Origin of the sequence: Corynebacterium otitidis ATCC 51513 (assembly GCF_000296405.1) — a bacterium.
Lineage (GTDB): Bacteria > Actinomycetota > Actinomycetes > Mycobacteriales > Mycobacteriaceae > Corynebacterium > Corynebacterium otitidis.
This window is the reverse complement of sequence record NZ_JH815193.1, coordinates 14,395-34,698: the sequence shown is the minus strand read 5'-3', so window position 1 is coordinate 34,698 and position 20,304 is coordinate 14,395. Positions and strand designations below refer to the sequence as shown.

General features: G+C 72.5%; 19 protein-coding genes, 1 tRNA gene and 1 pseudogene. 6 read left to right on the top strand and 15 right to left on the bottom strand.

Annotation, left to right across the window (positions count from 1 at the left end):
• Positions 1 to 9: 9 nt before the first annotated feature.
• The 4 genes from HMPREF9719_RS03100 to HMPREF9719_RS03085 all read left to right on the top strand — a co-directional run bounded on the left by HMPREF9719_RS03100 (position 10) and on the right by HMPREF9719_RS03085 (position 4,398).
• Positions 10 to 1,389, top strand: a complete 1,380-nt coding sequence (locus tag HMPREF9719_RS03100; RefSeq protein ID WP_004600504.1) for a hemolysin family protein — start codon at positions 10 to 12, stop codon at positions 1,387 to 1,389.
• On the top strand, positions 1,389 to 2,441 hold the full coding sequence (locus tag HMPREF9719_RS03095) for a hemolysin family protein (RefSeq protein ID WP_004600503.1): 1,053 nt from the start codon (positions 1,389 to 1,391) through the stop codon (positions 2,439 to 2,441). Before HMPREF9719_RS03100 ends, HMPREF9719_RS03095 begins: the two co-directional genes overlap by 1 nt.
• 134 nt (positions 2,442 to 2,575) lie before the next feature.
• On the top strand, positions 2,576 to 3,322 hold the full coding sequence (locus HMPREF9719_RS03090) for a hypothetical protein (RefSeq protein ID WP_004600502.1): 747 nt from the start codon (positions 2,576 to 2,578) through the stop codon (positions 3,320 to 3,322).
• 95 nt (positions 3,323 to 3,417) lie between these two features.
• Complete coding sequence (locus HMPREF9719_RS03085) at positions 3,418 to 4,398, top strand: hypothetical protein (RefSeq protein WP_004600501.1); 981 nt, start codon at positions 3,418 to 3,420, stop codon at positions 4,396 to 4,398.
• Between the two features lie 161 nt (positions 4,399 to 4,559).
• Here the strand turns inward: HMPREF9719_RS03085 and HMPREF9719_RS03080 are convergent, their stop codons facing one another.
• From HMPREF9719_RS03080 to secA2, 5 genes are all read right to left on the bottom strand, one after another.
• On the bottom strand, positions 4,560 to 5,105 hold the full coding sequence (locus tag HMPREF9719_RS03080; RefSeq protein ID WP_004600500.1) for a MerR family transcriptional regulator: 546 nt from the start codon (positions 5,103 to 5,105) through the stop codon (positions 4,560 to 4,562).
• A 180-nt stretch (positions 5,106 to 5,285) separates the two neighbouring features.
• The gene (locus tag HMPREF9719_RS03075) at positions 5,286 to 5,867 is read right to left on the bottom strand and encodes a bifunctional nuclease family protein (RefSeq protein ID WP_004600499.1); all 582 of its coding nucleotides are present in this window, start codon (positions 5,865 to 5,867) and stop codon (positions 5,286 to 5,288) included.
• A 103-nt stretch (positions 5,868 to 5,970) separates the two neighbouring features.
• Positions 5,971 to 6,633, bottom strand: coding sequence for a transcriptional regulator FtsR (gene ftsR, locus HMPREF9719_RS03070; RefSeq protein WP_004600498.1), 663 nt, complete (start codon positions 6,631 to 6,633; stop codon positions 5,971 to 5,973).
• 64 nt (positions 6,634 to 6,697) lie between these two features.
• Positions 6,698 to 7,132 (bottom strand): oxoglutarate dehydrogenase inhibitor Odhl, encoded by a 435-nt coding sequence (gene odhI, locus HMPREF9719_RS03065; RefSeq protein ID WP_004600497.1) that lies wholly within the window; start codon positions 7,130 to 7,132, stop codon positions 6,698 to 6,700.
• A gap of 115 nt (positions 7,133 to 7,247) precedes the next feature.
• Positions 7,248 to 9,527: an accessory Sec system translocase SecA2 gene (gene secA2, locus HMPREF9719_RS03060; RefSeq protein ID WP_004600496.1), complete on the bottom strand. Its 2,280-nt coding sequence runs from the start codon at positions 9,525 to 9,527 to the stop codon at positions 7,248 to 7,250.
• Between the two features lie 210 nt (positions 9,528 to 9,737).
• Between secA2 and HMPREF9719_RS03055 the strand changes: the two genes are divergently transcribed.
• Positions 9,738 to 9,814: transfer RNA gene (locus tag HMPREF9719_RS03055), tRNA-Pro, on the top strand.
• A 111-nt stretch (positions 9,815 to 9,925) separates the two neighbouring features.
• On the opposite strand, the gene HMPREF9719_RS03050 is transcribed toward HMPREF9719_RS03055, so the two are convergent.
• From HMPREF9719_RS03050 to HMPREF9719_RS03025, 5 genes and pseudogenes are all read right to left on the bottom strand, one after another.
• Positions 9,926 to 10,387, bottom strand: coding sequence for an Ltp family lipoprotein (locus tag HMPREF9719_RS03050; RefSeq protein WP_004600495.1), 462 nt, complete (start codon positions 10,385 to 10,387; stop codon positions 9,926 to 9,928).
• 453 nt (positions 10,388 to 10,840) lie between these two features.
• A complete protein-coding gene (locus HMPREF9719_RS03045) occupies positions 10,841 to 11,647 on the bottom strand; it encodes an ABC transporter ATP-binding protein (protein ID WP_004600494.1) in 807 nt (268 codons plus the stop codon).
• Between the two features lie 6 nt (positions 11,648 to 11,653).
• Positions 11,654 to 12,649 (bottom strand): annotated as a pseudogene (locus HMPREF9719_RS09795) (FecCD family ABC transporter permease).
• A gap of 58 nt (positions 12,650 to 12,707) precedes the next feature.
• Positions 12,708 to 13,757, bottom strand: coding sequence for a FecCD family ABC transporter permease (locus tag HMPREF9719_RS03030; RefSeq protein ID WP_004600491.1), 1,050 nt, complete (start codon positions 13,755 to 13,757; stop codon positions 12,708 to 12,710).
• Positions 13,758 to 13,761: 4 nt separating this feature from the next.
• Positions 13,762 to 14,709: an ABC transporter substrate-binding protein gene (locus HMPREF9719_RS03025; RefSeq protein ID WP_004600490.1), complete on the bottom strand. Its 948-nt coding sequence runs from the start codon at positions 14,707 to 14,709 to the stop codon at positions 13,762 to 13,764.
• Between the two features lie 107 nt (positions 14,710 to 14,816).
• Here HMPREF9719_RS03025 and HMPREF9719_RS03020 point away from each other — a divergent pair, with 107 nt between their 5' ends.
• A complete protein-coding gene (locus tag HMPREF9719_RS03020) occupies positions 14,817 to 15,599 on the top strand; it encodes a class I SAM-dependent methyltransferase (protein ID WP_004600489.1) in 783 nt (260 codons plus the stop codon).
• A gap of 94 nt (positions 15,600 to 15,693) precedes the next feature.
• Here the strand turns inward: HMPREF9719_RS03020 and der are convergent, their stop codons facing one another.
• From der to HMPREF9719_RS02995, 5 genes are all read right to left on the bottom strand, one after another.
• Entirely contained in the window at positions 15,694 to 17,193 is a 1,500-nt protein-coding gene (der, locus tag HMPREF9719_RS03015; protein WP_004600488.1) for a ribosome biogenesis GTPase Der, read from the bottom strand.
• The gene (gene cmk / locus HMPREF9719_RS03010) at positions 17,186 to 17,932 is read right to left on the bottom strand and encodes a (d)CMP kinase (RefSeq protein ID WP_004600487.1); all 747 of its coding nucleotides are present in this window, start codon (positions 17,930 to 17,932) and stop codon (positions 17,186 to 17,188) included. The genes der and cmk overlap by 8 nt, the downstream gene beginning before the upstream one ends.
• Entirely contained in the window at positions 17,929 to 18,723 is a 795-nt protein-coding gene (locus HMPREF9719_RS03005; RefSeq protein WP_004600486.1) for a pseudouridine synthase, read from the bottom strand. Before HMPREF9719_RS03005 ends, cmk begins: the two co-directional genes overlap by 4 nt.
• A gap of 202 nt (positions 18,724 to 18,925) precedes the next feature.
• Positions 18,926 to 19,474 (bottom strand): SMC-Scp complex subunit ScpB, encoded by a 549-nt coding sequence (gene scpB / locus HMPREF9719_RS03000; RefSeq protein WP_004600485.1) that lies wholly within the window; start codon positions 19,472 to 19,474, stop codon positions 18,926 to 18,928.
• Entirely contained in the window at positions 19,471 to 20,295 is an 825-nt protein-coding gene (locus HMPREF9719_RS02995) for a sulfurtransferase (protein WP_004600484.1), read from the bottom strand. Before HMPREF9719_RS02995 ends, scpB begins: the two co-directional genes overlap by 4 nt.
• Positions 20,296 to 20,304: the final 9 nt, after the last annotated feature.

The following is a 20,304-nucleotide window of genomic DNA, read 5'->3' as shown; positions in this document are numbered from 1 at the left end:
CTATCAGCCATGGACATCGTCATCAGCATCGCCTCGCTCGTCGGGTTCGTCCTGCTCACCGCGCTGACGGGCCTGTTTGTCGCGGTGGAGTTCTCGCTGACGGGGCTGGAGCGCTCGACGGTGAACAACCACGTCGAGCGGGTCGGCGACCGGCGCGCGAAGGCCGTGCGCGAGGGCGTGACCCACCTGTCGTTTCTGCTGTCCGGCTCGCAGCTCGGCATCACCGTCACGACGCTGGCGACCGGCTACCTCGCCGAGCCGGTGCTCGCCGGCTACTTCGAGCCGCTCCTCGACCTCGTGGGCCTTTCGGCCTCGGCCTCGCAGCCGGTGGCGCTCATCCTCGCTCTGATCGTCGCGACGGTGCTGTCGATGATCTTCGGCGAGCTCGTGCCGAAGAACATCGCGATCACCATGCCGCTGGCCACCGCCCGCTTCGTCGTCATGCCGATGCAGGCGTTCACGAAGGCGTGCGCGTGGTTCATCCGGTCGATGAACCGCACGTCGAACTGGGCGGTGCGCCGCTTCGGGATCGAGCCGGCCGACGAGCTCGCCTCGGCGCGCAGCCCCCAGGAGCTCGGCTCGCTGGTGCGCAACTCCGCGGGAGAGGGCTCCATCGAGCCCGACCTCGCCGAGATGCTCGAGGCCTCGCTCGAGTTCGGCGACGTCACCGCCGAGGCGATCATGACCCCGCGCGCCACGACCGACGTGCTCGAGGGCGACCAGACGGTCGCGGACCTCGTGGCGCTCGCCCGGGAGACCGGGCACTCGCGCTTCCCCGTCGTCGACGGGGACCTCGACAACACGCTCGGCGTGGTGCACATCAAGGACGCGCTCGGCGTCGCCGAAAAAGACCGCGCCACGACGACGCTCGCGCCGCTGGCGCGCGCGATCCCCACGGTGCCGGCCTCGCTCGACGGCGACGCGGTGTTAACGGCGGTGCGCTCGGCGGGCTCCCAGCTCATCCTCGTCGCCGACGAGTACGGCGGCACCGCCGGCATCGTCACCATCGAGGACGTCGTCGAGGAGATCTTAGGCGAGGTCTACGACGAGCACGACGACCGCGCCGCCGAGCAGGACTTCGAGCGCTTCGGCAAGAGCTGGCGGGTCACGGGCCTCGCGCGGCTCGACGACCTGGCCGAGGAGACCGGCTATCGCGCTCCCGACGGGCCGTACGAGACCGCCGGCGGGCTCGTCATGGCCGCGCTCGGGCGGATCCCCGCCGTCGGCGACGTCGCCGTCCTCCCGCCCGCCGAGTCCGGTGGCTTTAGCGGCGGGGAGCCCGCCGACGAGGGCCGCTGGCTCGCCCGCGTCGACGTCATGGACGAGCGCCGCGTCGACTCGCTCATCCTCACCCCGGTCACGACCGCGGAAGCGCAGGAGTATCTCTGATGGAAATCGTCTGGTCCGTAGTGCTCATCGCCGCGCTGCTCGCCGGCAACGGCGTGTTCGTCGCCAGCGAGTTCGCGCTCATCTCCTCGCGCAAGGACCGCATCACCGCGCTCATCGACCAGGGCAGCAAGGCCGCCAAGCGGCTGCTCACCGCGACGGAGAACCTCTCCGTCATGCTCGCGGGCAGCCAGTTCGGCATCACGCTGTGCTCGCTCGTGCTCGGCAAGGTCGCCGAGCCAGCGATCGCCCACTACATCGAGCAGCCGTTCACCTGGCTGGGCGTGCCCGAGCAGCTCCTCCACCCCGCGGCGTTCCTCATCGCGCTGGCGATCATCACCTACCTGCACATCATCATCGGCGAGATGATCCCGAAGAACTTCTCCATCGCCAACCCGGAGACCATCGGCATGTGGGTCGCGCCGTTCATCCTCGGCTGGGTGCGGCTCACCCGCCCCTTCATCCTGTTCTTGAACTTCCTGTCGCGGATGGTGCTCAAGGCGCTCGGCATCGAGCAGAAGGACGAGCTCGACTCCACCGTCGACCAGGAGCAGCTCGCCGACATGATCGCCGAGTCCCGCGAGGAGGGCTTCCTCGACGCCGACGAGCACGCCCGCCTCACCAAGGCGCTGCGCTCCGAGGGGAGGCCCCTAAGCGACGTGCTCATCCCCGTCGAGAAGGTCCGCACCCTGCCGTTCAGGCCCGGCGGGCCCACCATCGGGGAGCTCGAGGAGGCGGTCCGCGAGACGGGGTTTTCCCGCTTCCCCGTCACCGACCCCGGCGGCGCCTACCTGGGCTACGTACACGTCAAGGACGTGCTCGACCGGCTGGGCCGCACCGGCGAGCCGATCCCCCGCGGGCTGCTGCGCCCCCTCATCACCCTCGACGGGGACTCCCCGCTCGACGATGCGCTCCACGCGATGCACCGGCGCTCCGCGCACATGGCCCAGGTGCGCACCGCGGGCCGGCTGCGCGGTATCGTCACGCTCGAGGACCTGATCGAGGAATACGTCGGCACGGTCTCCGACTGGACCCACGAGGAGGCGGAAGGATAACGCCCACAACGCTCGCCGCTCCCCTGACCCTAAACCCGGCCCGCTGGCGCGAGCGCGCCGCCCGGCACCGCCGCCGCGCCGAGCGCCTCACCGACGCGCACCTCAAGCGCCGGCGGCGCCACGAGAAGGAGCCGGTGCAGGACTTCCTCTTCGACTACTACTGGCTCAGCCCCGGCAAGCTCAAAACCTGGCACCCCGGCGTCGGTGTCGCGCTCGAGGACGCTGGCGAGCTCGCCGGGCGGGCGTTCTATTCGCCCCGCCCCGACGGGACGCTCGCGGTCGACGCCGACGAGTTCCTCCAGCGCCACGGCGCCAAGGCCCGCGAGATCGCCGAGCTCCTGCGCCGCACGGCGCAGCGCCCCGCGCACTTCGACTGCTTCGGGCTGCACGAGTGGGCGATGGTCTACCGCGCCGAGAACACCCGCCACGACCTGCCGCTGCGCCTCGGGAGCGCCGGCAGCGACGAGGTCGTCGAGTCCCACGAGCTGCGCTGCACCCACTTCGACGCCTACCGCTTCTTCACGCCCGAGGCCAGGCCCAGGAACGCCACGCGGCTGAGCCGCGACACCCAGCCCGCCTGCGAGCAGGAGGGCTGCCTGCACGCGACGATGGACCTCTACAAGTGGGCGGGAAAGCTCGGGCCGCTCGTGCCGGGCGAGCTGTTGCTCGACTGCTTCGAGCTCGCGCGCGACACCCGCGTCCTCGACATGGAGGCATCCCCCTACGACGTGCGCGGCCTGGGCTACGGCGTCGTGCCCATCGAGACACCCGAGGGCAAGCGCACCTACGTCGCCCGCCAGAAGCGGCTCGCGGCGCGCGGCCGGCGGCTGCGCGCCCGCCTGCTCGGCGTCCTCGCCCGCGCGGGAATGCCTATAGACTAGGTCGCTTAGGGCGGTCCCCGGACCCCGAGCGGTGATCCCGCGGGGCGACGACCGGCCGCCCGCCTCGTGAAACGTTCAACGAAAGGACGACGCCTGTGGCCAGACACCGCTCCGGAAAGGGCAACGCGCAGGTCTCGGGGTGGATCGTGGTCGCCGTGATCACCACCGCGCTGCTCGTCGCGGCGCTCGTGACGTGGCTCGTGGGCCGCGACGACGAGGACGCGAACGCGGCCGGCGACTGCCCCGCCGGCGAGCTCGAGGTCCCCATCGCCACGCAGAACACCGCCCTCACCGAGGCGCTCCTCGACGACTACCTCGCCGATGGGCCCCGGCAGGACGACCGCTGCGTGCGCCCCACGCTCACCACCAACGTCTCCGAGGCGGCCGCGCTTATCGCCGTGGACTCCCCCGTCGCCGACGACCTGCTCGCCGCCGCCAACCGGGAGCGCGCCGAGGGCGAGCCGCAGCCCGCCTTCGCCGAGGGCGTCGGCCTCCTTTCCACCGCGGACGACCCCGCGGGCCTCGAGCCGGCGGCCGTGTCCTTCGCGCTCGGCTCCGACGGGGACGCCGGGATCGCGGCGCTCGCCGCGCTCGCCGAGGGCGAGCAGGCCGGCGAGCTCCTCGAGCGCGACCGGGACGTCACCGTCGAGGACGCGCTCATCGACGACGCCGAGGCCGTCGTCACCACCGAGACCGCCGAGGACTACCGCCGCCCGTTCCACCCCATCGAGGGCGCCGACAAGGTCTACCGCGTCATCGTGCTTCAGCCCACGGCCTCCTCCGAGGAGGGCGAGCAGCGTGCCCGCACCGCCGAGGACCTCGCGCAGTTCGCGGGCGGGCGCTACGAGGGCCCCGAGGACGAGCCGCGCGAGCGCCAGCCGCTCTACGACCAGCTCTTAGGCGAGCAGCCGCCCGAGGAGGAGGGCGAGGGCGAGGAGCCGCCGGAGCACGAGGAGCCGGTCATCGAGAACTTCGCGCCCGATCCCCCGGCCGAGGAGCCGCCGGCCCCCGAGCCCGAGGCCCCGCCGGAGCCGCCCGCCGACGAGCCGCCGGCCGAGGGTCCGCCCGAGGAGTAGCCCGGCCGGCCCCTCCGGTGCCGGAGTGCCGCCGCGGCCGCCCCTCCCCTCCCGCGCGGGGTGTGCCAGGCGGCGCGCCTACCGCCCGGACCGACGCCCACGCCAAAGCCGCCCGGCCCCGCAGTAGCGAGGGCCGGGCGGCTTTTCTTTTCTCTGTTTTCCTAGGAGGACTTGCGGCGGCGCCGCGCGGCGAGCTCGTCGACGCCGATGACCTCCGCGCCGCCGCCGGCGACGCGCTCCGCGGGGAAGTTCGCGATCTCCCCGGAGAGCTCCTTCATGAGGCCCGGGACCGCGATGCCGAAGACGCCCTGTCCCCCGCCGAGCAGGTCGATGACCTCGTCGGCCGAGCGGCACTCGTAGACGGTCGTCCCATCGGAGACGAGCGTGATCTCGGCGATGTCGTCGACGCCGCGGTCGCGCAGCTTCCCGACCGCGAGTCGGATGTTCTGCAGGGAGATACCCGTGTCGAGGAGCCGCTTGACGATCTTGAGGACGAGGATGTCGCGGAAGGAGTAGAGCCGCTGCGAGCCCGAGCCGCGCGCGTTACGGATCGAGGGCTTCACCAGGTCGGTGCGCGCCCAGTAGTCGAGCTGGCGGTAGGTGATGCCCGCGACCTGGCAGGCGATGGGCACCCGGTAGCCGACCGACTCGTCGGGGCCGAGGTCGAATAGGGCCTCCTGGACGGCTTCGCCGTGGGCACTCGTCACGCTGGCACACTCCTGGTGGTTCGCTGGGTCCTCGAATAAGCGTTGCGCGCGGGGAACGCCTCTATTATGCGCCCCGCGGCCAAGACGACCCCCATCGTAGCGCCCGCCCGGCCGCCGGCCCGGCAACACGCCGCAACAGAAGAAACTTTACCCACACCAGTCACATCCGTTTCGGGTGTTTTAGTCGCCGGGGCCCTCCCCGTCGTCGCCGTCGAGGTCCGACTCGGAGACCCCCAGCGAGCGCATGAGCTCCTCGAACTCGCGGTCCGCGGCCGCGTCGCCTGAGGCCGAGTCGGGCTCCTCGCCCTCGGCGGCGCCCTCCGGGACGTCGACGCCGAGCGCGTCGGCGATCGTCGCGGCGGTCGCGAACACCCCGCACTCGGCGAACACGTCGCGCTCGACGAGGATGGGCAGCTCCGCGGCGACCGCCAGCGCCATCGCGTCCGAGGCCCGCGCGTCGAGCTCCACGCCGCTGTCGAAGGTGATCACCGCGTGGAACACCCCGCGGTACGCGCTCGCGATGCGCACCTCGGCGATCTCCTGGCCGGTCGCCTCCGCGAGGTCGACGACGAGGTCGAGCGCGTCGGGGCGCTGGAAGCCCTGGCCCGCGCCGCGCATCCGCAGCCGCGCGGCCGCGACCGGGGTGAGCCAGATCGGCAGCACCCGGCTCTCGTCGGTGGCGCGCAACAGCGCCAGCGGGAAGGACTCCGGGCCGATCGCCTCGACGGCGATGAGCTCGGCCGCCACAGCGTTCTCTCCCATGTGAATCCCTTCCATCCCTCTCTCGTTGACCTCGCCGATGCGCCCGCGGCGAGGGTAAGGCGGCGGCCCCGGCGCCGCGTACTTGGCGCGGGGCGGGTGCCGGCTAGCGCAGCCGGGACTTCAGCACGCTCGCGTGCAGCGAGACGAGCGTCGCGCTCATCTCGCGGGCGAACTCCTCGGCGCGGGCCTGCGCGTCCGGCTCGTCGCGCCTGGCGATCGGCCCCGCCGCCTGGGTGATGAGGTCCGCCTCCCGCTGGGCGGCCTGACGCACCGCGCGCAGGTGGCGCATGTCCAGCCCGAAGGACTCCAGGGCCTTCGCCGAGGAGGCGATGTCGACGTCCTCGGCGGCGAAGTAGCCCGAGCCGTCCGGCGTGATGAGGCCCGCGCGCACGAGCTCGGCGAGGAAGTCCTCGCTCACGCCCGCGCGCTCCGCGGCCTCCTCGTCGGTGAGCCGCACCCGGCGCGGCCGGCGGAAGCTGTCCGCGGTGACGACCTGGCGCGCCGAGCGCGCGCCGGTCAGCGCGGTGACCTCCCCGGAGTCGAGCGACTCGAGCTGGCTGCGGATGACCTTTAAGGGGAGGTACTGGTCGCGCTGCGCGAGCAGCACGTAGCGCAGCCGCTCGACGTCGGAATCGTCGTAGCGGCGGTAGCCCGCCGGCGTGCGCGACGGGGAGACGAGCCCCTCGGACTCGAGGAAGCGCAGCTTGGAGAGCGTGACATCGGGGAACTCCCGGCGCAGTTGGTCGAGCACCGCACCAATCGACATGGTGCGGCGCGGCTGGAAGCTCGGTTGCGGGGAAGTCACGGCGCTCCAGTCTAGCCGGGCGGGCCTACTTCTCGCCGGGGCCCGCGACGAACACGAGGCGGAACTTGCCGATCTGGATCTCGTCGCCGGAGCTCAGGGCGCTCGCGTTGCGCGGCTCCCGGTTGACGTAGGTGCCGTTGAGCGAGCCCAGGTCGACGACCTCGAAGCCGCCGGAGCCGGTGCGGCGGAACTCGACGTGGCGCCGCGATACGGTGACGTCGTCCAAGAAGATGTCCGCCTCGGGGTTGCGGCCGGCGAGCGTGACGTCGCGGTCGAGGAGGAAGCGCGCCCCGGCGTTGGGGCCGCGCTTGACGACCACGAGGCCGGCGCCCGCGGGGAGGTCCTGCCCGAGGTCCTGCTCGGGGGCCTCCGAGCCGTTCTCCATCTCCTTGAGCAGGTCGGCGCGGAAGACCGAGGTGGTCTCCGCCTGGGGCTCGCGGTAGTCGTTGCTGTCAGCCATGTGTGGAACCTCCGCTTCCAACGGCGAAACTTGTCACGTCACCCTCGATCATAGTGCACGCCACCGCCCGGCCCGGGCGGCGCGCTCGTCACCAACCCCGGCGAGGCGGGTCGCGCTAGGTGAAGATCGACCGGATGCCCGAGGCCGCGGAGCCGTGCTGATCGAGCGGGTTGTCGGAGACCATGTACGTCCACGTCGCCGACGGGCGGGCCAGCCCCGCCTCGTCCAGGTGCGCGCCGTCCTCGTCGACGGGCACGGACTCGAAGGTCTCGACGGCGCGGTCGACGGCGCGGCGCGCGAGGTCGCGGAACTCCTCGATGGAGATCTTGTGGAACTCGTCGATGGGGGTCTCCCGGGCGATGGCGCGCAGGTGGATCGACTCGCGCACGTCGTCCATGGTCTCCAGGTGGCGGCTCCACTCGTCGCCCAGGTGGAAGAGCATGACCTGCCGCGCGGCGCGCAGTAGCGCCTCCTTGGGCAGCGGGGAGAGCTCCTCGACGCGGCTAGGGGCGCGCTCGGCGAGCTCGTCGAGCGCGGCGTCCGTCTCCAGCAGGCGCGCGCGGCGCCGGTCGATGATCTCGCGCTGGTCGGCGAGCAGCTTGTTGTAGCGCCACGTCTGCGCGTGGATCTCGAGCAGCTGGCCCTCGGTGACGCGCTGGCAGTGCGCGACGAAGCCGGAGAGTTCCTTCTCGTCGAGCCGCCCGTCGGGCCCGGGGGTGGCGACGACCTTCTCGCCGGCGCCGCCGACGCGCACGACGTCGTCCTCGAGGGAGGCGAAGAACACCGAGCAGCCCGGGTCCCCCTGCCGGCCCGCGCGGCCGCGCAGCTGGTCGTCGAGGCGCCTCGTGCGGTGCCTGGAGGTGCCGATGACGCACAGCCCGCCGGCGTCGACGACGCGGTCGCGCTCCGCCTCGTCGGCGCCGCCGAGCTTGATGTCGACGCCGCGGCCGGCCATCTGCGTGGAGATCGTCACCGCCCCGGGGCGCCCGGCCTCGGCGATGATGCCGGCCTCCTCCTCGTCGTTCTTCGCGTTGAGGACGGCGGCGTCGATGCCGCGCTCCCTCGCGAGCCCCGCGACGCGCTCGGACTCGGCGACGTCGTCGGTGCCGACGAGCACGGGACGCCCGGCGGCGTGCTCGGCGGCGATGCGCTCGGTCACGGCGGCGAGCTTGTCCTCGGCGGTGGCGTAGATCCGGTCGGGCTCGTCGACCCGCTTCGTCGGCTGGTTGCGCTCGATCTCGGAGACGCGCAGGTCGTAGAACTGGCGCAACTGGTCGACGGCGTCGACGGCGGTGCCGGTCATGCCGCAGACCGTCTCGTAGCGGGCCATGTGGGCCTGCACGGTCGTCGAGTCGAGGATGCGGCCGCCCTCGGTGATCTCGAGGCCCTCCTTGGCCTCGACGGCGGCCTGGAGGCCGTCGGGCCAGCGCTGCAGCGCGGCGACGCGCCCGCGGGACGCGTCGACGAGCTTCACCTTCCCGTCGGCGACGATGTAGTCGACGTCGCGGGCGAGCAGCGCTCGGGCGTGGAGCGCGAGGTTGACCTGCACCAGCGTGGTGGCGACGTGCTCGTCGGAGTAGAGCGACTCGATCCCCAGCGCCCGCTCGACCTCCTCGGCGCCGTCGTCGGTGAGGTAGACCGCGCGCCCGGCGCTGTCGACCTCGAAGTCGCGGTCGGCCTCGAGCCGGGAGACGGCCGCGGTGATCTCGCCCGAGGGCGCGGCGGCGTGCTCGGCGCCGGCGAGCACGAGCGGCACGAGCGCCTCGTCGACGAGCACGGAGTCGGCCTCGTCGACGAGCGCGACGGGCGCGTCGCGGTGGACCGTCTCGTTAAGGTCCGCGGCCTGCGCGTCGCGCAGCACGTCGAAGGCGACCTCGTTGATCGGCGAGTAGAGCACGCTCGCCCGGTAGGCCTCCTGTCGCTCGGCGCTGGTGGAGTCCTGCCCCAGCGAGGCGACCGACAGCCCGAAGAGCTCAAGGAGCGGGCCCATCCACTCCGCGTCGCGGCGGGCGAGGTAGTCGTTGACGGTGAGCACGTGCACGTCGCAGCTGCTTAAGGCGAAGCCCGCGGCGGCGAGCGCGCCGACAAGGGTCTTGCCCTCGCCGGTGGCCATCTGGATGACGTCGCCGGCGAGCAGCCGCGAGACGGCCTGGAGCTGCACCCGGTAGGGCTCAATCCCGAGGCTCAGGCGCGAACCCGCGGCGAGCGCGGCGAGCAGCGCCGCCTCGTCGTTGATCTTCCCGCCCTTCGTGGCGGCGCGCGCCTCCTCGGCGACGGCCCGCTCGCCCGCCCCGGCGAGCTCGCCCGCGCGCTCGAGCGCCCGGTCGGCGAGCTGCCCGCTGCGCCGGCGGTGGCTGCCCGTCGACGCGCCGAGCGCCCGCCAGAGCCACGACATCCTTGCCACCTGGAATCCGCCTCCCTGCCGACGACGTGCGAGGTTGCTGACAATTGCACCGGTGCGCGGCCGGCGGGCCGCGCGGGTGCGCCATCGACAAACTCTATCGAAGGCCGGGCCCGGCGCCGGGTTAGGCCCCGTTGGCCTGCGGGTTTTTTAAGAACCGGGGACGGTGGGCTACAGTCTCTCCCGTCGCTGAAAGGGCGGCGGCGGACTGTGGCGCAGCTTGGTAGCGCACTACACTGGGGGTGTAGGGGTCGCAGGTTCAAATCCTGTCAGTCCGACCATTTTCTATTGCAACGACGCGGGTCGCGCCCACTTTCTGGGTCGCGGCCCGCGTTGTTTTCTTATTTCCGTTTCCCTACCTCCCGCGCGGCGCTTTCCGCGGCGCCGGGCCGCTAGAGGTTCGCGAGCGCGTAGTCGGCCTGCTCCGGGGTGAACTGGCCGCCGAACTCGCTGATGAGCTGCTCCCGGAGCTCCTGGTCGCTCATCGGGAACGTCTCGAGGTAGCTCCTCGCCTGCTTCAGCGCCTGCTCGTTCCAGTCCACCTCGAGGTTGTCGATCGCGTACTGCGCGGCCTCGGGCGGGAAGCCGCTGCCGTACTCGCTGGTGAGCTGCTCGAAGAGGCCCGCCTCGGAGAACGCCGAGAACTCGATGTAGCGCTCGGCCTGCTTCAGCGCCGCGGCGTGCTCGCGGGGCACATCCTCGGCCTCGGGGGCGGCGTCGGCCTGCTCGACCTCCTGGGCCTCGGCGGCGGTATCCTCCGCCGGCTCGGAGGCGTCGTCGACCGGCTCGCAGGCGGCGCACGCCAGCGCCACGAGCGCGGCCGCGGCGGTGAGGGCACGGTGTCGAATCGTCATGGGAGATCCTTTCTCGCCGGTCGCCCGGCTGGAAGACCGGGGTGCGTCGCGGCGGTCATCCCCGCTCGCGCCCGGTGTCTGGTTTGTGGACACACCGGATATTTCCAGCCCGGTTGGACGCGACTCTTTTGGGTTCGAACACACGAGCGCAACGCGTCCGACAACCTGCGGATACAGCGGCGCTTTCGAGCCGTTCCCCTCCTCTTCCGGGGCGGCCCGAGCGGCGGCCTCGTCGATCCACGACGCAGGCCGCGAGCCCGCGCCGACGAGTCGTAACCGGGTCGTTCCCCGAACAAACAAAGAAGCCCGCGGAGCGCGGGCTTCTGTCGAGAGGATCCCTACCCGCGCTAGAGGACGCGGACATCGCCAGGCACGAAGAGATATGAGCAGCCCCGCTCCGCCGAGAGGAAGCGCCTCTCCCCTGCCTCGGCCCCGGGGAGCGGGCCGGCGCCCCTAGTGGCGGGAGCGCAGCGGCCGGTAGGGCGCGATGACCGGGGAGCCGCTCCTGGGGTCGGTGAGCAGGCTCGCCTCGACGGCGAAGACCTCGCCGAGGATGAGCTCGGTGATGACGTCGGCGGGGCTGCCCTCGGCGGCGATCTCCCCGTTGTTGACGACGATGATCCTGTCCGCGTAGCGCGCCGCGAGGTCGAGGTCGTGGAGCACCATCGCGACGGTGAGCCCTGTGTCCTCGTTGAGGCGCTTGACGGTGTCCATCACCTCGAGCTTGAAGGTGATGTCGAGGAAGTTCGTCGGCTCGTCGAGGAGCACGATGCCCGTCGACTGCGCGAGCGCGAGAGCGATCCACGCGCGCTGCCGCTGCCCGCCGGAGAGCGAGTCGAGCTCCCGGCCGGCAAGCTCGGAGAGGTCGGTGAGCTCCAGGGCGTGGGCGACGATCTCCCGGTCGGACTCGCGCCACGGCTCCCACCAGCGGCGGTGCGGGTCGCGGCCCCGGGAGACAAGCCCCTCGACGGTCAGGCCCTCCGGGGCGAGCGGGCTCTGCGGCAAGAGCGCCACGCGGCGCGCGAAGTCCTTGGGCTTGACCCGGGAGATCTCGTCGCCGTTGACGGTCGCGTGCCCGGCGTAGCGCTGCAGGCGCGACCAGGAGCGCAGAAGCGTCGACTTGCCCGAGCCGTTGGGCCCGACGATCGCGGTGATCTTGCCGCTCGGCACGGCCGCGGAGATCCCGTGGAGGATCTCCTTGCCGTCGATGCGGACGGTCAGCCCCTTCGCCTCGAGCGCGGTGGTGGTGGTCGCGGTCATGGTGACTTAGGAACCTGCCTTTCGGTCTCTGACGAGCAGCCACACCAGAAACGGCGCGCCGACGAGCGCGGTGACCGATCCGGTGGGCAGGGTGAGCGGGGCGATGACGAGCCGCGCGACGACGTCGCTGCCGACGACGAGCGCGGCCCCGACGATGGCGACGAGCGGCAGCGGAGCGCGCGGCGCGCCGGACGCCAGCCGGGAGACGTGCGGCGCGACCAGCGCGATGAACCCGATGGGCCCGGCGACGGCCGCCGCGACGGAGGCGAGAATCACCGCCGCGAGCAGCACCGCGGCGCTGCTCTTCGCGACGTCGTAGCCGAGCGCGGTGGCCTGGTCGCGGCCCAGCTGCAGCGCCCCGAGGCTCCGCGCGGTGGGGACGAGGATCGCCACCGCGACGGCGAGCGCCCCGAGGGCGAGGGTCGCCTCGGTCATGCTGCGCCCGCCGCCGAGCGAGCCCATGAGTCACGCGGAGGCGCGCTCCGCGTCGTCGATGGAGGCCTCGACGAGCAGCCAGCTCGTCAATCCGCTGAAGAACGCGGAGACGCCCACGCCGACGAGCACGACCTGCAGCGCCCCGCCGCTGGTGAGGTAGAGCAGCGCGCCGACGAGCGCGGCGGAGACGAGCCCGCCGATAAGCGCCGCGGCGGTCACCCCGAGCCCGCCGAGCACCGAGGTGAGCTCGCTTCCGGTGCCGCCGCCGAGCACGATGACGGCGACCGCGCCCGCGGACGCGCCGTTGGTGACGCCGAGGAGGTCCGGGGAGGCCAGGCCGTTGCGCGCGGTGGTCTGCGTGATCGCCCCGGAGATCCCCAGCATCGCGCCGACCGCGAGCCCGAGCACGAGCCTGGGCAGCCGCAGCTGGTAGACGACGAGCTCCTCGAGCGGCTCGCCGTGGCCGGTGAGCGTCGCGAGGATGCGGTCGGGGCTAAGCCCGTAGTCCCCCGCCCCGAGCGCGACCGTCGCGGCGAGGACGAGCGCGGCCGCCGCCGCGACCCACACGACCGGCCCGCGGGTGAGGCGCTGCGGGCGGCGCGCCACGACCCGCGGCGCGGGCGTCTTATCCGGTGCCGTGGTGGTAGTGGTCACTTGCGCCTCCGATATAGCCGGTAGACGAGCAGGAGGAACCCGGCCCGCCGACGATGCCGAGCACGACGCCGACGGCAAGCTCCGCGGGCTGCACGACGATGCGGCCGATGATGTCGGCGGCGAGCACGAGCGCCGCGCCCACGGGCGCGGAGAGCGGCACGACGAGCCGGTAGTCGCGGCCCACGAGCCCGCGCACGATGTGCGGGGCGGCGAGCCCGACGAAGCTGACCGCGCCGATGATCGCCGTCGCCCCGCCGGCGAGCGACGCGATCGACGCCAGGCCCGCGATCCTGCTCCACTTGAGGTTGCGGCCCAGCGAGCGGGCGGTGTCCTCCCCCAGCGCGAGCGCGTCGAGCACCCGCAGCTGCGGCAGCGCCAGAAGGAAGCCGGCGACGAGCAGCGGGCCGACGAGCGGCAGCAGGTCGACGGTGCGCGAGCCGGAGGCCAGCGAGCGGACCGTCCAGAAGCGGAAGATGTCGAGCGCCGAGGAGTCCATGAGCAGAAGGATCCCCGTCGCGGAGCCGAGGAACGCCGAGAGCGCCGCGCCGGCGAGCACGAGCGCGGCCGGCGAGGCGTCGCGCTTGCGGCCCGCGACCGCGCCCAGCACCCCGACGAGCACCGTCGCGGCGGCCGCGCCGACCAGCGAGGAGATGAGGATCCCGGCGCTGCCGGTGAGCCCGAAGAAGGACAACCCGACGACCACCGCGACCGACGCGCCGGAGGTGACGCCGAGGAGCCCCGGGTCGGCGAGCGGGTTTCGCGTGTGGCCCTGAATGAGCGCCCCGGCGACGCCGAGCGCGGCGCCGCCGATGAGCCCGACGACCGTGCGGGGCACGCGCTGGCCCCCGACGATCGCGGCGGCCTCCGGGGTGCCGGCTCCGGTGATCGCGTCGACGACCTCGGCGGGGCTCAAGCCCCGGGCGCCGACGAAGACCGACGCCGCCGCGAGGATCGCGACGACGCCAACCCCGATGAGCCCGGCGGCCGCGAGCCTGGGGCCGGGGTGGGCGGTTCGGGTCACGGGCTTAGGCGTCCTCGAAGGTCTCGAGCAGCTCGCGGATGAGCTCGAGGCAGTGCTTCGCGGTCAGGGCCGCGCCCTCGTGGGTCTGCCGGTCGGAGCGCACGACGTGGCCCTCCTCGACCGAGGGGAGCTGGTTGAAGAGGTCGTTGTCGTTGGCCTCGTCCCAGGTCTCCTTGTCGTTGATGATCGCGATGAGCGCGTCCGCGTCGCCGAACGCGTCGACGATCTGCTCGCGGCTGTAGGACTGGGTGCCGTCGTCCTTCTCGATGGCGTCGGCGAACGCCTCGGACGGGGTGGCCTCGAGGTCGCGCAGCACGGTGGAGAGCAGCCGGTTGGGCGCGACGTTGATCTCCTCGGAGTTGTAGCCCATCGGCGCGAAGGTGTGCTGGTCGAGGACCTCGGCGAACTCCTCGCGCAGCGAGGCGACCTCCGCCTCGTAGTCGGCGATAATCTGCTCGGCCTCGTCCTCGCGGCCGGTGGCCTCCGCGACGAGCTTGAGGTCCTCCTGCCAGGTGGAGACGTTCTGGTCGCCGATGGCGAGCACCGGCGCGACGGCCTCGAGCTCGTCGCGCAGCGGCTCGACGTCGTCGACGCGGCTGATGATGAGGTCCGGGTCGGCGGCGGCGATCGCCTCGACGTTGGGCTCCTCGCGCAGGAAGAGCGGCTCGGCGCCGTTGTCCTCCGCCTCGGCGAGCTCCTCGGCGAACGGCGCGTCGAGGTCGTGGGTGCCCTCCTCCTGGTAGGGGAAGCCCACGAGCGGGAGCCCGAGGGAGAGCGCGATGTCGAGGTCGCGGCGCCCCTCGAGGACGACGACGGACTCGACGTTCTCAGGCACGGTCACCGGGCCGAGCTGGCCCTCGACGGTGCGGCCCTCGGCCGCGCCCGAGCCCTCGTCGGCGGGCTGCGCGGAGTTCGTGCAGCCGGAAAACGCGAGCGCCCCGGCGGTGAGCACCGCGGCGACTGAGATAAACTTAGGCCTCTGAAGCGTTACCTCAACTTATCATCCTTCTGTTTGAATGCACAAGGAAACCAAAGCTCTAGCTCAGGGAGTGGTTAGCGATGGCTAAACCGGCCGGCCGCCGCTCGCGGCAGGCGCAGCCGCGCTTCCGCTCCACGGCGCAGCGCGCCCGCTCCGCCGGCGCCTTCGTCGGCTCGCCCCGCGCCTACGACGACGCGCGCCCCGGCTACCCGGACGAGGTCCTCGACCTGCTCTCAGGGCGACAGGTCGTCCTCGACGTCGGCGCGGGCACGGGCAAGCTCGCCGCGCCGCTCGCGAGGCGCGGCCACCGGGTCTTAGGCCTCGACCCCAGCGCCGAGATGGCCGGCTTCCTTCGAGGCAGCGCGGGTATTCCGGCGGTGCGGGCCCGCGCCGAGGCGCTGCCGCTCGCCGACGCCTCGGTCGACGCGGCGGCGTGCGCGCAGACGTGGCACTGGCTCGAGCACGCCGCCGCCTGCCGGGAGCTCGACCGGGTGGTGCGCCCCGGCGGGGTCGTCGTGCTCGCGTGGAACACCATCGACGTCGCGGACCCCTGGGTGCTTCGGCTCGCCCGGATCATGCACTCCGGCGACGTGCTCGCCGAGGGCTTCGTGCCGAAGACCGCCGGGCCGTGGCGCGTCGCGGAGACCCTGAGGCTGCGCTGGGCGCAGGAGAAGACCTTCGCCGACCTCGTGGAGCTCACCCGCACCCGCTCCTACTGGCTGCGCTCCGGCGAGGAGATAAGAAGCCGCGTCGAGTCGAACCTCGAGTGGTACTTCTTCGAGCACACGGGACTCAGCGAGGACGAGGCTGTCGCGCTTCCCTACCGCACCGACGCGTTCGTGCTGCGCCGCGCCGCGCAATAGAAAGGGCCCCGGCCCCCGCCGGGCGCCCGCTCAGGGGCGCCGGGTCGAGGGGCCGGGGCTCTCGCTCCCGCCGAGGGCGGGCCGGGCCGGGAGGCTACTTCTTCTTGCCGCGGCGCTCGCGGACGCGCACGGCGATGCGCACCGGGGTGCCGTGGAAGCCGAAGGACTCCCTGAACTGCCGCTCGAGGTAGCGGCGGTAGCCGGCATCGAGGAAGCCGGTGGTAAACAGCACGATCGTCGGCGGGCGGGTCGAGGCCTGCGTTGCGAAGAGGATCCGCGGCAGCCGGTTGTTGCGCATCGGCGGCGGGTTCTTCGCGATGGTGTCGCGCACCCACGAGTTGAGCTTCCCGGTGGGCACCCGCTCGTCCCAGTTCTCTAGGGCCTCGATCATCGCGGGCTCGATCTTGTTGAGCGCGCGGCCGGTGAGCGCGGAGATATTCACCCGCGTCACCCACGGCAGGCTCTGCAGCTGCAGGTCGATCTCCCGCTCGAGCTCGAAGCGGCGCTCCTCGTCGACGGTGTCCCACTTGTTGAACGCCAAGACGAGGGCCTTGCCGGCGTCGAGCACCATGTTGATGACGCGCTGGTCCTGCTCGGAGACCGGCTCGGAGGCGTCGATGAGCACGACGCACACCTCGGCGGCGTCGATGACGCCGCGGGTGCGCAGCGAGGCGTAGTACTCGTGCCCCGAGGCGTTCTTCACCTTCTTGCGCAGGCCCGCCGTGTCGACGAAGCGCCAGGCGCGCCGGTCGAGCTGGACGATCTCGTCGACCGGGTCGACGGTCGTGCCGGAGGCGTCGTCGACGACGGAGCGGTCCCCGCCGGAGATCTTGTTGAGCAGCGAGGACTTGCCGACGTTCGGCTTGCCGACGAGCGCGACGCGCCGCGGGCCCTCCTCGAGCTCGCCGGCGCGCGGGGTGCCGCTAAACGACGCGACGACCGCGTCGAGCAGGTCGGCAGCACCCCGGCCGTGCAGCGCCGAGACCGGGTAGACCTCGCCCAGGCCCAGCGAGTAGAGCTCCGCGACGTCGCCGTACTGCTGGTCGGAGTCGAACTTGTTCGCCACGACGAAGACGGGCTGGTCGGCGCGGCGGAGCTTCTCGGCCATGACGGCGTCGGTCTCGGTGACGCCGACCTTCGCATCAAGCACGAAGACGAGCGCGTCGGCGGTGGCCATCGCGGCCTCCGCCTGGCGGGCCACGGCGCCGAAGATGCCCTTGGCGTTGGGGTCCCAGCCGCCGGTGTCCTGCACCCAGAAGCGCGTGGTCTGCCACTCCGCGAGGTAGGACACGCGGTCCCTCGTCACGCCGGGGGTGTCCTCGACGACGGCCTCGCGGCGGGCGAGCACCCGGTTGACCAGCGAGGACTTGCCGACGTTGGGGCGCCCGACGATCGCGACGGTGAAGAGCTTCTCCTTCGGGGCGTGCTCGACGCCGAAGGACTCCTCGACCTCGCGCCACGAGTCCTCGTCGGACTCCTCGGGGAAGTCGAAGCCGCCGAACTCGCTGACATCGAAGTCCTGGGCGGCCCAGCCGCCGCCGTCGCGCGGCTCCTCGAAGCCGGTCTCCTGGTCGTTGTCCGCGTCCCTAGTCACGGGGCGCCTCCCTTCCGTCCCGCGGCGCGGGGCTGGCCGAGTCCGCGACGATGCCGACCAGCCGGTCGAGCACCTCCGCGGGGCTTAAGTGCGAGGTGTCCACCACGGTCGCGTCGTTCGCGGCGCGCAGCGGGGAGGACTCCCTCGTCGAGTCCGCGCGGTCGCGGCGCTTGACGTCGGCGAGGACGTCCTCGTAGGCGACGTCGCGCCCGGCGCGGGTGTCCTGGTCGAAGCGGCGCTTGGCGCGCACCTGCGCCGAGGCGGTGAGGAACACCTTCGCCGGCGCGTCGGGCAGAACCACGGTGCCGATGTCGCGGCCCTCGACGACGATGCGCCCGGTGTTGTGGGCGAGCTCGCGCTGCAGGGCGACGAGGTTGTCTCTCACCTCGGGGATCGCCGCGACCGCGGAGACGTTGGCGGTGACCTCGGGGCCGCGGATCTCGTCGGCGACGTTCTCCCCGGCAAGCAGCACGTCGTGGGAGGCGGGGTCGTCGCTCACCTCGACGGGCAGGTCGCGGGTCGCCGCGACGACGGCGTCCGCATCTTGCGGGTCGATCGCGGAGCGCAGGGTGAAGAGCGTCGCGACGCGGTACATCGCGCCGGTGTCGAGGTACTTCGCGCCGAGCCGCTCGGCGAGCGCGCGCGAGGTCGTCGACTTGCCGGTGCCGGACGGCCCGTCGATCGCGACGAGCAGCCCGCCGCCGGGGGCGTTGCTTAGGGTCTTGTCGTTGTCGGTCACATTCCCACCGCCTTGTAGAGGCTGCGCAGCTCCGCGGAGTTGAGGGCGCGCATCCGGCCCGGCTTCTGCTCGCCGAGCTGCACCGTGTGGATCTTCGTGCGCACCAGCCGCTGGACGGGGAAGCCCAGTTCTTTAAGCAGGCGGCGCACGATGTGCTTGCGGCCCTCGTGGAGGGTCACCCGGATGATCGAGCGGCCCTCGTTGACGTCGATGACGGCCGCCTCGTCGGCCTTGGCGGGCCCGTCGTCGAGCTCGACGCCGGCGGTAAGGGCCTTGACCGTCTGCTTGGTCGCCTCGCCGAGGACCTCGGCGAGGTAGGTCTTCTCCACCTCCCACTTCGGGTGGGTGAGACGGTGGGCGAGCTCCCCGTCGTTGGTGAGCAGGATGAGGCCCTCGGTGTCGGCATCGAGCCGCCCGACGTGGAAGAGCCGCTGGCCGGCGGCGACCCGCTCGCCGACGACGTCGCCGATGCAGGGCCGGCCCTTTTCGTCGGACATGGTGGAGAGCATGCCGCGCGGCTTGTTGAGCACGAAGTACTCGTGGTTCTCGTTGGTGTTCACGCGCACCCCGTCGACGCGGATGACGTCGCGGTTGGGGTCGACGCGCATGCCCTGGCGCTCGACGGTGCGGCCGTTGACCTCGACGCGGCGGGCGTCGATGAGGGCCTCGGCGTGGCGCCTGGAGGCCACGCCCGCGCGGGAGAGCGCCTTCTGCAGCCGGATCGGCTCCGCGGGCTCCGCGGCGGCGGTGTCGGGGTGCTGGCGATTCGAGGCCGCGAGGTTGGGCTGCACGTCGTCGGGCCTCGGCGGGCCTCCCGGTGTGCCATCGCGGCGAGCGGAATCAGTCACGGGAATACTCCGTTTCTGCCAAGTGTCGTGTTCGATTATCGCGCCCCGTCGTCGCGCCCGCCGGCGGGTCCTTTTCCCCGCCCGGGCGCGCGGCCGCGTCGGCTCGGGGCGCGGCCGTGTGGGATCCTACCCCAACTACGCGCCGCTACTCGTCCTCCTCGTCGATGAGGTCGACGTCGGGCAAAAGCGGCGCGAGGTCGGGCAGCTCCTCGAGCGAGGAGATGCCCAGCTGCTCGAGGAACAGCGCGGTCGTCTCGTAGCGGCGGGCGTGGCCCTCGGGCTCCTCGGTCTCGCGGATGAGGCCGCGCTGGTTGAGGGTGCGCATCACCCCGTCGACGTTGACGCCGCGCACCGCGGCGACCTGCGCGCGGGTCGCGGGCTGCCGGTAGGCGACCACCGCGAGGGTCTCCAGCGCGGCGCGCGAGAGCCTCGAGCGCGAGCCGGAGACGAGGAACGCCTCGACGGCCTCGGCGTTGTCGGGGCTCGTGTAGAGCCGGTAGCCCTCCTCGCCGCCGCGCAACACCGCCCCGCTGCCGCGCGCGCGGAGCTCCTCCCCGATCGCGTCGAGCTCCGCGCGCACGTCGCCCTCGGGCGCGTCGAGCGCCCGGGCGATCGCCTCGACGGGGGCGGGCTCGTCGACGACGAGGAGGATCGACTCGATCGCGCTGCGCAGCCTGGAGACCGGCTCCGTCACGCCGCGGGCCCGGTCTCGACGGGGAACTCCGCCTCGTCCTGCGAGCGGTGCCCCCACTCGCTCCACGAGCCCTCGTAGACCTGCACGTCGCCATAGCCCGCGACGTTCGCCGCGAGCGCGCCCACGCACGCCGACACGCCTGAGCCGCACGTGAAAACGATCGCCCCGGCCGGGCCCGCGACCGGCTCGAGCGTGTCGCGCAGCTCGTCGAAGCCCTTGAAGTACCCGGGCTTCGAGTAGAACTCGCCGAGCGGCAGGTTCACCGAGCCGGGGATGTGCCCGGAGCGCAGCGCCGGGTGGGCCGGGCCGTCGCCGCGGAACACCGCCGGCGGGCGCACGTCGACGACGACGTGGTTGTACTCCCCCAGCGCGGACTTCACACCCTGGGCGTCGACGAGGCGCTCCCACTCGGGCGCCGCGTCGATCGAGCCCGGCTTCCCCACGCTCGAGAGATCGGCGAGCTCGCCGGTCTCGCGGCCCGAGTCGAGCCACGCCCGAAGGCCCCCGTCGAGGACCGCGGCGTTGGTCAGGCCCGCGACCTTCGCGAGCCACCACACGCGCGCCGCGGGCACGCCGCCCTGCTCGTCGTAGATGATCACCGGCGTGTCGCTAGAGATGCCGCGCGCCTCGAAGGGGGCCTTCGGGTCGGCGGGCACCGTGTGCGGCAGGGGGCTCTCCGGGTCGGAGAAGTCGCCCTCCAAGTCGGCGGGCAGCGCGCCGGGGATCCCGACGGTGGGGGCGTGCCCGCCCATCGTCGCGTGCAGGAGCGTCGCGCGCCGGCGCAGCCGGGGCAGCTGGGAGACGTCGATGATCGCAGCCATGCCGGCCAG